This is a genomic window from Neisseria sp. HMSC064E01 (assembly GCF_001808875.1).
GTDB classification, from domain to species: domain Bacteria; phylum Pseudomonadota; class Gammaproteobacteria; order Burkholderiales; family Neisseriaceae; genus Neisseria; species Neisseria sicca_A.
Genome location: NZ_KV794858.1, coordinates 1 through 12,699, shown reverse-complemented (window position 1 = coordinate 12,699; position 12,699 = coordinate 1). Strand labels below are relative to the sequence as shown.

Sequence of the window (12,699 nt, the reverse complement as noted above, 5' to 3'; positions counted from 1 at the left end):
CCAGTGTCTTAACCGCTTGACGACTCCCCAACTTTATCAAATCATTTGAAACAAAGGATGAATGTCTAAACCTTCAACACAATATGCTTCATATGATTGTGAAACTTGTTGGTATATATTGTTTGCTTTTTGCTGATTATCCGTAGAGAGAAATATACACGCTCCAGACCCTGTCATTAATGTAGGACCATATTTAGATAATTCACAATAAGCTTTCCAAACTTCAGGATACTCCTGAAAAACAACAGCCTGCATATCATTCCTGAATGGCTGCAAAGATTGGAAAGTCGGCATTATGCTTGGTTTGGAATTTCGTGTCAAGTTCTCATGCGAGAAAATTTTAGCGGTAGAAACATGTACCGACGGTTTGATTATCGCATACCATTGTTTAGGAATTTCTATTTTGACTAATTGCTCGCCAATCCCTCGTGCAAAAGCACTTTGCCCGAAAAGGAAAAACGGTACATCCGCACCCAATTTTACTGCCAAATCAATGAGCTGCTGTCTTGTCAGCCGACATTGCCACCATTGGTTTAACACGATTAACACGGTTGCCGCATCGGAGCTGCCTCCGCCCAATCCTCCTCCTGTCGGAATCTTTTTCTCTAACCAGATTTCCACACCACGGCAGGAGCCGGTATGTTGTTGTAAAGAAAGTGCAGCACGATAAGCCAAATCTTGTTCGTAGGGAATACCTTCGGTGGGATTATGCAAAATAATCTTTTTATCGTCTCGTGGCTTCAGGTAAACGGTATCATACAGCCCGATAAGGCAGAAAATGCTTTCTAAATTATGATATCCGTCATCCCTTCTGCCTGTAATACGCAAATCAAGATTCAACTTGGCAGGCGCGGGAAAGGCTTGAGCGTCGGCAGGAATATCCATATCAAGCTCTTTTTTTATTTTTTAAGGCGGGCTGCACATTGCGTCTGATCGCTGGCAGCAGGTTCGTGGTTGACTTCGTCAAATACCAGGCGGACATTTAATTTGGCATTTTCCAATTGAAGGATTTTCGGCTTACCTTCGCTATTGGTACTGCGTGTAATAGTCCAATCAAATTGCTCCAAACGGCCATCGGGCAATAATCGGTATGGCGCATTGGCAACGCGTTTGCCATCCGCCCAAATATGCAGATATTGAACAGGCAATTCATAGCCCAAAAGTTTGTGACTGAGCTCTTCTGCTGTTTCTGCCTGATACACTCGACCTTTACTGTCTACAGCCAATACGCCTTGGTTGTCTTTACATAACTGTCCGACCGTACTGCCCAAAGGTGTATTGACGCTAATGGTTTGGACTTGATTTTGATAGGACCAGTCAAAATTGGCGTAAGAGCCTTTTTCTTCGACTTTTACTGCCAATCTTCCGTCTGCAGTAAAATCATTGACATTCTCTGCCGGCTTCCAATCATTTTGTTGAGACAAATTAGGATGCACACAAGCGGCAAGCAAAGTCAGTGTTGCAATAGATACAATGGTTTGTAATTTCATAAATACTCCCAAAAGGTCGTCTGAAAACTGTCTATCATCCCAGCTTCTTCCAAAGCCTTGTTTTCAGACGACCCCTTTCATTATTTCGTTTTTACGGAACGTCCAGATTGGGCTTTTTTCGTTGCTTTAGGAGCAGACTCCACGCCGAAACGCTTCATGGTTTCCCGCAATATTTTCATATCGCCTTCACCCTTCAGGCTGTCCGTCCATATTTTTTTGGCTTTTTCCTGTTCTCCGGATGCCCACAATGCTTCGCCCAAGTGTGCGGCAACTTCTGCATCAGGATATTTTTCAAACGCATATTGCAAATAAGGCAATGCAGTTTGCACATCGTCTTTCAGGAAATACGCCCAGCCCAAACTGTCGTTGATGGCAGGGTTTTCCGGCTCAATCTGATAAGCAGCCTGAATCAATTTAAAGGCTTCGTCTAAATGCTCCTTAGTCGGAGAAAGCAAAATATAACCCAAAGCATTCAAACCGTTGGCGTTATCCGGCGCCAATTCGACTACGCGGCGCAAATCGGCAATGGCTTTGCCCTGATCGCCCATACGGTCATAAATCATAGCGCGTTGGTACAAAGCATCAGGCAACTGCTCCGCTGCATCCGGCTGTCGGCTTATCTTGGGCAACATTTTATTCAGTTCGGACAAAGCCTCTTGCAAATTATCGTATTTGGACAAAGCAAACAGGGTAACCCGTTGCAATTCCTTACTGCCGAAATAACGCCCTTCCTGCTCGGGCAGGCTTTGCGCCCGACGTGCTTCTGCCAAAGCTGCCTTACCGTTTCCTTGCTCGGCCTCTAATGAAGCACCGAAAACTGCTTTATCAAAAACATAACTGGGGGAAACAACTTTGGCAAGCCATTGTTTGGCTTTGGGATAGTCTTTAACATCGGCATAAGCCATCGCACCAATCAGGGCGGCACGGCTTTGCTGTTCGCTTGTTCCAATGTTATACGCTTTATCCAAATAATTGATAATCGTCGAAATATCGTCTTTACGATTGCTTGCCAACAACGCTGCCTGAATATACAGGTCGGGATTCGGGTTATTTTCCAACAGCGTACGCAGGCGCGCATAGGCTTTGTCGTTTTGTTTATTGGAAATCAGGTTGACGATTTCCAACTCCTGCCATACGGGCGAAAGATTGCGTGTATCGGTTTGCTCGAAGAAGCCGTTTAATATCTCGGGACTGCGTTGCGCCATCAGCCGCAAAGTCAGTAAAGTCGGCGGCAGCATCTCTGCATCCAGCCCTGCCAAACGTTGCAATGCCGCAATGGCATGTTTCTTTTTACCGCCTTGCGCACTGAAAATCACATCGGCAATCGCAGCTTCCGGCAAATCTTTATATTTCAAAGCTTCCTTATGGACTTGTGACGAAGCTTTCTCTGCCAACCCCGGCTGCTGGATTGCCGCCTGAGCCAACAGCAGGAAAATACGCTGATTCTGTTCTTCGCTGGCATTGGCCAAAATATCATCCAAACCATTCAAGGTCTTATCGCCCTGCCCCAGCAAGATATTGCGCAACCAGGTCATACGTTTTTGCGCATTACCCGGAACAGGTTCGATTTCACGCCATTTTTGATAAATCATTTCCGCCTGTTGGAACGCATTGAGCGAAACCGCCATTTCTAAAGCGCGTTCCGCCACCTCCGGCGATTTGGTATTGTTCAACATCATCATGTATGTTGCCAACGCCGTACCGGCATCACCTTTCTGCAACAGTATTTCGCCGCTCAACAAGGTAAATATCTGATTTGCACGGTTTTGTATATTCACACGGCGAGCCTGCTCGACCTTGAATTCATCAGGCGTAAAGCGGTTTCTCTTTTGAATAATCTGTTTCACGTCTTTCGGTGTTTTCACCTCGACGGCATTATCCTGCCTGGCGGCGGAAACTTGCACCGCAAACAACATCATGACCGCAGCGGCAATCGTGCGGGCGCGGGTTGGGGACAGCAACATAACAATCCTTTGTGTACAAAAAAGCCGCATCAGAATTCATACGGCCATAATCAAACGTAACTTTATCACAAGCGGCCAACTTTGTAGATTTAAGCAACCGTAAACCTATTGTAATATTCCTCCTTTTCAGACGACCCCTTGCCCTGAATTTGAACAGGTTCCCGACTATCTCTTCACGCTTAACCATCGTAATCAAATATAAGCAGACTACGACCATCAACAATTCGGCTTGAAATCAAAAAAGCTGAGTTCTGTCATTTACAGAACCCAGCTTACATCAACCGCCTGAACAAGCTTTATCAATACTGAAATATAAGGCAGTTTAAAGTTTTCAGACAACCTTACGCACCATTACAACAAATTGCTGACGAAAATCAGCAAAATCACCAGCGGCACGAGGTATTTCACATAGGCAAACCAAATATTGACCGTCGTATGGTTGCCTTTATAAAGCAATTCGTCCTTCGCTTCGTCCTTCATCACAAAACCAACAAACAGCGCGGAGCCGAGCGCAGTCAGCATAAACAAAATATTGCCGCTGATGTAGTCAAAGGCATCGAAAATATTTTTGCCGAACACGGAAACGTCTTTCCACGGACCATAGCTCAGAATGGACGGAATGTTGCCGAAAATGAAGATGGCAGCCAATACAATCGTAATCGCTGCGGTACGGCGGATTTTGGTTTTCTCCTGAATTGTTGTAATCAACACTTCATAAATGGTCAGCGAAGTCGTCAGTGCGGCAATCAGGAGCAGCGAGAAGAAAATCACGGCGAACACAGGTCCAGCCCACATATTCGAGAACACGATCGGCAAACTTTGGAACACTAAAGTCGGACCGGAATTGGGGGCGACGCCGAAGCTGAAGAGCGACGGGAAAATCATAAAGCCCGCCAGTACGGCGATGATGGTATTGGTAATTGCCGTAATGACTGCGGTTTGAACCAGATTTTCGTTTTTATCCAAATAGCTGGACAAGGTAATCATCACGCCGAAACCCAAGCTCAAGGCGAAAAATACTTGCCCCAAAACGAAGACGAAAAGTTCGGCGGTAATCTTGCTGAAATCAGGCTTCAGATAGAAAGTAATCCCTTCCATCGCGCCCGGCAGAGTAACGTTGCGCACGACCATGGCAATCAGGAATAGAAACAGCAGCGGCATCAGGTATTTCGCCGCTTTTTCAATGCCGCCGATAACGCCTTTGACCAAAATCCATTGGTTCACAACGACAAACAAGAACGTGTAGAACGCAATTTCCCAAGGGCTGTTTTCGATGTGTTCGGTAAAAAAGCTTTTCGTTATTTCGCCGCTGACAGGGCTGGAAATATTCAGATTTCCGCTAATAATATTAACGATATAGCTGATCACCCAGCCGCCGAGCACCATGTAATACGCCATAATGCCGAACGAGCCAAGCAAGCCCATCCAGCCGACCAGTTTCCAAATTTTGGCGACAGGTTTGCCGTTCATCGAGCCGCCGAACGCATCCAGCGCGTTCACACCTTTGCGCCGTCCGATAACGTTTTCCACTAAAATCATCGGAATACCGATAATAAACATGGCGATACAGAATAAAAACACATACGCGCCGCCGCCGTTTTCACCGACCAAATACGGGAAACGCCACGTTGCGCCGAAACCGACAGTCGCGCCGGCAACGGTAAGGATATAAGTCAAACGGTTTGACCAAGTTTGACGGGGTTGGTTGGAAGACATAAAACACCATCTGCCTTGTTGGGAAAACTTGAAATTATACGCGAACGGATTAACGGTTCTTAACTGAATATCAAAAAGCAGTATAGTGAAAACATCTGGGATTTTTGCATTTTTTAGGGGAAAACTACAAAGATAAAGGTCGTCTGAAAACAAAACAGGGGATATAGCTGGATACACTAGGAAACCATTGTCATTTTCCACCTTATTAAAATGTCAGGATTCAGACTTGAAACCACGATATAAAAAAACCTGCTTTGATCATGCAATCAAAGCAGGTTTTTATATTTGGTCGGAATGAGAGGATTCGAACCTCCGACCCCTTCGTCCCGAACGAAGTGCGCTACCGGGCTGCGCTACATTCCGAATGAGCGGGTATTATAGAGGAATTTTCGGAGGGATGCACGGATTTTGTTCACAATCCGAAGTAAAAATAGAGAAGTTAATCCCAACCGCCCCCTTCAATCAACCCCGCTTTCAATTAATACAATCTATCTTTAAAATATATTTTATAAATAGTCTTCAGACTTGATTTGAATCAAAGCTCCAAATTGAGTTTCATTTATAATCGCCGACATTGGAACTGAGACAACACTTCTCAAAATCCTTTAAAGATTTTCTGATAAGTAGATGAAATATCTGCTTTGATTTGATACTCTCTATCTCTTTCCTCTTGATGTGTGTGTGTTTGGGTGTGGCTGTTGCCACCCCTTTTTTTTGGTTTTTATGTGAAGTAAAATCCGTAACAGCAAATTCTTTCATTTAAACTTTTATCCGAAAGCAAAATCATGAGCAATAAATTGACTCCGCCTACTGAACTGCCTAATGAGCAGGATTTACGGGCGGTCTTGGCGTACAACATGCGGCTTTTCCGCGTGAATAAAGGCTGGTCTCAGGAAGAGTTGGCGCGACAATGCGGTTTGGACAGGACTTATGTATCGGCTGTGGAGCGCAAACGCTGGAACATTGCGTTATCGAATATTGAAAAGATGGCGACGGCTTTGGGCGTGGCGGCGTATCAGTTGCTGCTGCCGCCGCAGGAACTGCTAAACCTGATGACCAATCCCTCGGCTGCCCAGCAGAGGTCGTCTGAAAACGATATTTGACCGCCGAACCACCTTTAGCCTTACGCCCTCCATAACTCGAAAGAATAAAAAATGTCTGCAACCCTGTCTTCAGCATTGGAAACCTTCAAACAGCAACGTGATGCCGCCGAAACGTATTATTTGAAAGCCAACCGCGTGTCGGTGTTTTTCAGGGAATACACGGCGGCAGTCGAAACCTTGCTGGCGGCATTATGGGCAAAACATTGTCAAAACAGCGCGTTATGTCTAATGGCGACCGGCGGCTTTGGGCGCGGCGAGCTGTATCCTTATTCTGATCTGGATTTGGCAGTCGTGTCGTCTGAAACCGTTTCAGACGACCTTCAGGAAAAAATTGCGGCTTTCGTGCAGGCTTTATGGGATATGAAACTTTCGCCGTCGGTCAAAAGCGGCAGCGTTGACGAACTGTGTGAAAGCGTGCGCGATGATATTACGGGGGACACGGCGTTTTTAGAGGCTAGGTTTTTGTTCGGCAACCGCCAAACAGCGGATGAGTTGACGGAAAAAATGAACGCGCAACGCAATGTAGCGGCGTTTATCGAAGCAAAACTGGTGGAGATGGAACACCGCCATGCCAAATCGCAGGGTTCGGGGGCAGTATTGGAGCCGAACATCAAAAGCTGTCCCGGCGGTCTGCGCGACATCCATACCCTGCTTTGGATAGCGAAGGCGCAAGGCTTGGCGGCCAACCTGCCTGCGCTGGTCAAACAAGGCATTCTGACGCGCACCGAAGCCGGCATGCTTTCACACGGCTACCGCCACCTCGCCCACATCCGCATCCATCTGCATTTAAACGCAAAGCGCGCCGAAGACCGCCTACTGTTCGATTTACAGCCGCAAGTCGCCGAAAGCATGCGCTATCAAGGCTTGAACCTCCGCCGTCAAAGCGAAGAACTGATGCGCGTGTTTTACCGCGCGATTAAAACCGTCAAACAACTGAGCGGCATCCTCACGCCCATGCTGCAAAGCCGCGTTTCCTCGACGCCGATGCGCGTTACCCTGCGGATTGACGATGACTACATCCAAGTCAACAACCAAATCGCCGCGCGGCACACCGATATTTTTTTCAGACGACCCGAACACATTTTCAAAATCGTCGAAATCATGCAGCAGCGCAACGACATTACCGCACTCGAACCGCAAACCCTGCGCGCATGGTGGGGGGCGACGCGCAAAATCAACCGCAGCTTCTACCAAAATCCCGAAAACCGCCGCCGCTTCGCCGGCTTTTTCCGCAGCGGCAACGGACTGACCCAAACCCTGCGCTTTCTCAACCTCTACGGCGTATTGGGCCGCTATTTGCCCGCATGGGAAAAAATCGTCGGTCTGCTCCAGCATGACCTGTTCCACATCTATCCTGTGGACGACCACATCCTCGCCGTCGTCCGCAACGTCCGCCGCCTTGCCCTAGACATGCACAGCCACGAGCTGCCCTACGCCTCCGCGCTGATGCAGTCCTTTGAAAAGCAAGACATCCTTTATCTCGCCGCCTTCTTCCACGACATCGCCAAAGGACGCGGCGGCGACCATGCCATACAAGGCATCGCAGACGCGCGCCAATTTGCCGCCGACCACTTCCTGACCGAAGAAGAAAGCGACCTGCTCGCCTGGCTGGTCGAAAACCACCTGCTCATGTCCACTGTCGCCCAAAAAGAAGACATCCAAGACCCCGACGTACTCGATGCCTTCTGCAAACGCGTGCAAACCCACGAACGTCTCAGCGCACTCTACCTTCTGACCATTTCCGACATCCGCGGCACCAATCCCAAACTGTGGAATGCATGGCGCGCCAGCCTATTGGAAAGCCTGTTCCATGCCGCCGGCCGCTACCTCGCAGGCAACGGCGGCAACCCGCACGCCCTCTTCGGCCGCCGCCAACAAGAAGCCGCCGATTTACTCACCCGCGCTGCCGTCCCCGAAAAACAGCAGAAAAAACTATGGAACGCGCTCGGTTCCGCCTACTTTGCCCGCCATCAGTCCCGCGAAATCCTGTGGCACGCCGCAAACCTCGTACACGACTTTGAAACCCCCATCGTCCGCAGCCGCATCCTGTTCAAAAGCGACAGCTTTCAAGTCATGGTCTTCATGCCCAACGGCCCGCGCCTGTTCGCCCGCCTCTGCCGTATCTTCAGCCGCCACGGCTTCGACATTCTCGCCGCCCGCGCCTTTATCACCGAACACGACTACATCCTCGACACCTTCATCGTGCAAATTCCCTCGCAGCACGCCCCCGAAGACTACCCCGACATCCAAAGCGCGCTCGAAGCCGAACTCAACAGCTTTATCCACGGACACACCGTTGCCGAAACCTCCAGCCACAGCCGCCGCATCAGCCGCCGCAGCCGCTACATGCCGATTGCGCCGAGCATCACCATCACCCCCGAAGAAGACTATCCCGACTGGTATTCCGTCGAAATCACCGCCGTTAACCGCCCTTTTCTGCTCGCCGACATGGCGGAAGTCTTCTTCGCCCACAACGTCAGCCTACGCTACGCCAAAATTTCCACGCTGGACGAACGCGTCGAAGACAGCTTCATCGTCTTCAGCCCCGATTTGAAAAACCCGAAAACGCAGTCATCGTTGAAACAGGCTTTGTTGGAACAATTGTCGGTGTGATGGTTGGGTTTAAGGGAAAATAAAGAGGTCGTCTGAAAACCTGTTTTCGATTTTCAGACGACCTCTGTTTTTGATTTAAGATGGTTTTAAATAAAAAATTCTGCTTGTCGATGTGAATCCAGCTTAGACAGCAAGCAGATGCTGATACTGTTTTCACCTGTATTTTGAATCTAATATAAATGGTTTCCCTATATATTAAAGGTCGTCTGAAAACCCTGTTTCCCGTTTTCAGACGCCCTTCTTACTTCATTCTCTTTAAGCCAACAATTCCCGCCAGCGTTTCACTTGAAAGCGCACTTGCTCCGGCGCGGTTCCACCCAAGTGGTTGCGCGCGTTCAGGCTGCCTTCGGGTGTCAGTACGCCGTACACGTCGTCTGAAATCAGGTTACTGAAGCCTTGCAGGACTTCGATTGGCAATTCGCTCAAATCAACGCCCGCTTGGTCGGCATGGCGCACGGCTTGGGCGACGACTTCGTGGCTGTCGCGGAAAGGCATGCCTTTTTTCACCAAGTAATCCGCCAAATCGGTGGCGGTGGCAAAGCCCTGCATGACGGCGGCGCGCATATTGTCGGGTTTGACCGTTACGCCGCGCATCATGTCGGCGTAAATCCGCAGGGTGTCGATGAGCGTATCGGCGGTGTCAAACAGCGGTTCTTTATCTTCCTGATTGTCTTTGTTGTACGCCAAGGGCTGCGATTTCATCAGGGTAATCAGGCCGATAAGGTGTCCGATGACTCTGCCTGACTTGCCGCGCACGAGTTCGGGAACATCGGGATTTTTCTTCTGCGGCATGATGGACGAACCCGTGCAGAAACGGTCGGCGATGTCGATAAAACCGAAACGCGGACTCATCCACAAAATCAATTCTTCAGACAGGCGGCTCAGATGGATCATAATCAACGATGCGGCGGCGGTGAACTCAATGGCAAAATCGCGGTCGGATACAGCATCCAGCGCGTTTTGGCAGATTTGCTCGAAACCCAGCAATTCGGCGGTGATTTCGCGCTGAATCGGATAAGTCGTACCGGCAAGGGCGGCAGCGCCGAGCGGCATACGGTTGACGCGTTTGCGACAGTCGGTCATGCGCTCGAAATCGCGTCCGAGCATTTCGACGTAGGCGAGCATGTGGTGTCCGAAGCTGACGGGCTGGGCGACTTGCAGATGGGTAAAACCGGGCATGACGGTTTCGGCGTTTTGTTCAGCCAAATCGACCAAAGCCGTTTGCAGGCTTCGAATCAGGTCTTGAATAACGGTAATCTGATCGCGCAGCCACAGGCGGATGTCGGTGGCGACTTGGTCGTTGCGGCTGCGTCCGGTGTGCAGGCGTTTGCCCGCATCGCCGATTTTATCGGTGAGGCGGCGTTCGATATTCATGTGGACGTCTTCCAAATCCAGCGACCAAGAAATAGTACCGTCCTTGATTTCTGCTATAATCTCCGCCATTCCCTGACGGATCACCGCTAAATCTTCTTCACTCAAAACGCCTGATTGAACAAGCATTTGCGCGTGCGCCAGCGAGCCCTGAATGTCCCACTCGGCAAGCCGTTTATCGAAATCGATCGAACCGGTGTATTTTTTTACCAGTTCGGAAACAGGCTCGTTGAAACGGCCAGACCAGGTTTTGTCCTTACTCATGGTTTCATCCTCAGATAAAATAACAGAGCCGCAAAGGCTCGTATAAACGCATTAAAAGAAAACGGTTGGAAATATTTTATGTCTATTATACGTCAAATCAACAATACATTCGCCGCCCCCGACCTGCGCAATTCCGCGACGGTCGTGCGCCTTTTGATTATTGTCTTGGGCAGTCTGTTTTTTCTGCCCTTAATCAGCGATTCCTCACTCTCCTATTCCGCAGAAATTTACCATCACTCCAAATGGATTTTCCCCGTACTTTTGGGTATTTTGATCAAAGCCTATTTCGTCAATATATTCGTACCTTCCATCAAAGAAGCACCCTACGGCGTCATCATTACCTATCTTTTAAACCTGTCGATATTTGTGGTGGTTGATTTTGTCGTTTTAAAAACGAATGGCAGAGCGCTGTCGCAACATTTTTTCTTGTTCAACCTGTTCCTGCTCGGGCTGATGTATTACGAAGGCTCCCGCCGAAACGGGCTTGCGCCCTCGGTTTCTGAAGCACGTCTCAGCGCGCTGACCGCTCGCATCCGCCCGCATTTCCTGTTCAACAGCCTCAATGCCGCCATCAGCCTCATCCGCTTACGTCCGTATGACGCGGAAACCCTGTTGGAAAACCTCGCCAACCTGTTCCGCGCCCAACTGCGCGACGGCAGCCAAAGCAGCACTTTAGGACAGGAAATCGAGTGGGCGCAGGAATACATCGCCATCGAACAAATCCGCATGGGCCATATGCGCGTGCAAGTTATGTGGCAGCACCAAGCGCCCGATGACGCGGAAACGCCGCACCTGCTGCTCCAACCCCTTTTGGAAAACGCGGTTTTCCACGGCGTCGAATCGACCCACCGCCCCGGCATGATTACCGTGTTTACCAAGCTCAACAAATCATCCATCTACATCCGCATCGAAAACCCGTACACCCCGCCTGAAAGCAGCGAAAACGCCAAGCCGCACAAGGGCAACTCGATGGCGCTGCGCAACCTCAAAGAACGTCTGACGCTGATGTACGACAACGACGCCAAAATCCAAAGCCGCCAACTCGACGGCATTTTCCGCGTCGACATCCGCCTGCCTTACCGCAAAAAAGCGTCTGATGTGAACAGACTGTTCGGTTGATACAACCATCCCCACTCATAGACTTCTACGACAAGCACACGCTGCTCAATCAGATTCACATCAAAAGTCTCATCAAAAAGGTCGTCTGAAAAGTTTCAGACGACCTCAAACAAACCACCGTCAACCTTATGACCACCAAAACAATCTTAAAATGGCTTCCCGTGGTTTTGTCCGTCTTGGGCGCATTGGGTTACAGCTCACGCGACACCGAGATCATCCGCTCCGGCGTGCAATTCGCTTCTGCGCTCACAGGCAGCAGCCATTTCGGCATGGAAGCCTTCGGCGCATTATTATCGGAAACCGTCAAATCAGGGTCGTCTGAAAATAATGCACACCAAAGTCGTCCGCACACTCAAAAACGCAACTCTGCCGCGCCCCATACCTATCGCGGCAAAATCTCCAAAATCCACGACGGCGACACGCTCCACGTTATCGACGAAGACGGCGCGAAACACAAAATCCGCATGGCGTATATCGACGCGCCCGAAATCAATCAGGCTTACGGCACACGTTCGCGGGACAACTTAATTGGCGCCGCCGACGGTAAAAAGGTGAAGGTACGCGTATTTGAAACAGACCGCTACAAACGCGAAGTCGCGCAAGTTTCCGTTGGCACAATCGATTTAAACCTCATGCAACTGCGCGACGGAGCGGCTTGGCATTACGACAGCTACGCCAAAAAACAACAAAGCAAAACCGCCTACACCGATTACGCCGCCGCCCAAAAACAAGCGAAACAAAAACGCAAAGGATTGTGGAGCGGTAAAAATCCCCAAGCCCCGTGGGACTTCCGCCGCGAAGAGCGCGAAGGGCAAAACAGCGGACACAACGAGCGCCGTCAAGAATCAGGCGGACAATGATTTGGGATTTGGTAACCGGTGGCTCTCGACATTTTATTTTCCAAGCGGATTTTTGTTCACAAAGCGGAAGATTCAAGGCGGAAACCGCAACAAGGTTGGACTCCTTGCGAGGATTTCCAACGCAGAAAATGCCGCTTTGGGGATAAAAAGACACAGAAACTATTGAATGAGACCTTTGCAAAAAAAGCCCTTCCCTCGA

At 49.5% G+C, this 12,699-nt stretch carries 10 protein-coding genes and 1 tRNA gene; 5 read left to right on the top strand and 6 right to left on the bottom strand.

The genetic code is table 11. The annotated features are described in order from the left end of the window. Positions 1–36 precede the first annotated feature (36 nt). The 5 genes from ispE to HMPREF2572_RS00215 all read right to left on the bottom strand — a co-directional run bounded on the left by ispE (position 37) and on the right by HMPREF2572_RS00215 (position 5,533). On the bottom strand, positions 37–885 hold the full coding sequence (ispE, locus tag HMPREF2572_RS00235) for a 4-(cytidine 5'-diphospho)-2-C-methyl-D-erythritol kinase (protein ID WP_070495292.1): 849 nt from the start codon (positions 883–885) through the stop codon (positions 37–39). 14 nt (positions 886–899) lie between these two features. Then, positions 900–1,490: a lipoprotein insertase outer membrane protein LolB gene (gene lolB / locus HMPREF2572_RS00230; RefSeq protein WP_070495290.1), complete on the bottom strand. Its 591-nt coding sequence runs from the start codon at positions 1,488–1,490 to the stop codon at positions 900–902. Between the two features lie 80 nt (positions 1,491–1,570). Beyond that, entirely contained in the window at positions 1,571–3,454 is a 1,884-nt protein-coding gene (locus HMPREF2572_RS00225; RefSeq protein WP_070495288.1) for a tetratricopeptide repeat protein, read from the bottom strand. 351 nt (positions 3,455–3,805) lie between these two features. Continuing rightward, positions 3,806–5,170, bottom strand: coding sequence for a sodium-dependent transporter (locus tag HMPREF2572_RS00220; RefSeq protein ID WP_070495286.1), 1,365 nt, complete (start codon positions 5,168–5,170; stop codon positions 3,806–3,808). Between the two features lie 286 nt (positions 5,171–5,456). Beyond that, positions 5,457–5,533 (bottom strand) — tRNA-Pro (locus HMPREF2572_RS00215). A gap of 419 nt (positions 5,534–5,952) precedes the next feature. On the opposite strand from HMPREF2572_RS00215, the gene HMPREF2572_RS00205 reads away from it, so the two are divergent. Both HMPREF2572_RS00205 and glnD read left to right on the top strand, forming a co-directional pair. Then, positions 5,953–6,273 (top strand): helix-turn-helix domain-containing protein, encoded by a 321-nt coding sequence (locus tag HMPREF2572_RS00205; RefSeq protein ID WP_349267161.1) that lies wholly within the window; start codon positions 5,953–5,955, stop codon positions 6,271–6,273. Positions 6,274–6,324: 51 nt separating this feature from the next. Then, a complete protein-coding gene (gene glnD / locus HMPREF2572_RS00200; protein ID WP_070495280.1) occupies positions 6,325–8,886 on the top strand; it encodes a [protein-PII] uridylyltransferase in 2,562 nt (853 codons plus the stop codon). 255 nt (positions 8,887–9,141) lie between these two features. Here the strand turns inward: glnD and argH are convergent, their stop codons facing one another. Continuing rightward, on the bottom strand, positions 9,142–10,521 hold the full coding sequence (gene argH, locus HMPREF2572_RS00195; RefSeq protein WP_070495278.1) for an argininosuccinate lyase: 1,380 nt from the start codon (positions 10,519–10,521) through the stop codon (positions 9,142–9,144). 78 nt (positions 10,522–10,599) lie between these two features. On the opposite strand from argH, the gene HMPREF2572_RS00190 reads away from it, so the two are divergent. The 3 genes from HMPREF2572_RS00190 to HMPREF2572_RS14705 form a co-directional block, all read left to right on the top strand. Next, a complete protein-coding gene (locus HMPREF2572_RS00190; protein ID WP_070495276.1) occupies positions 10,600–11,640 on the top strand; it encodes a sensor histidine kinase in 1,041 nt (346 codons plus the stop codon). Positions 11,641–11,768: 128 nt separating this feature from the next. Beyond that, positions 11,769–12,500 carry a thermonuclease family protein gene (locus HMPREF2572_RS00185; RefSeq protein ID WP_070495273.1) on the top strand — a complete coding sequence of 244 codons (732 nt, stop codon included), beginning with the start codon at positions 11,769–11,771 and terminating at the stop codon, positions 12,498–12,500. Positions 12,501–12,518: 18 nt separating this feature from the next. After that, on the top strand, positions 12,519–12,699 hold a 181-nt coding region (locus HMPREF2572_RS14705), incomplete at its 3' end, for a hypothetical protein (protein WP_210385271.1).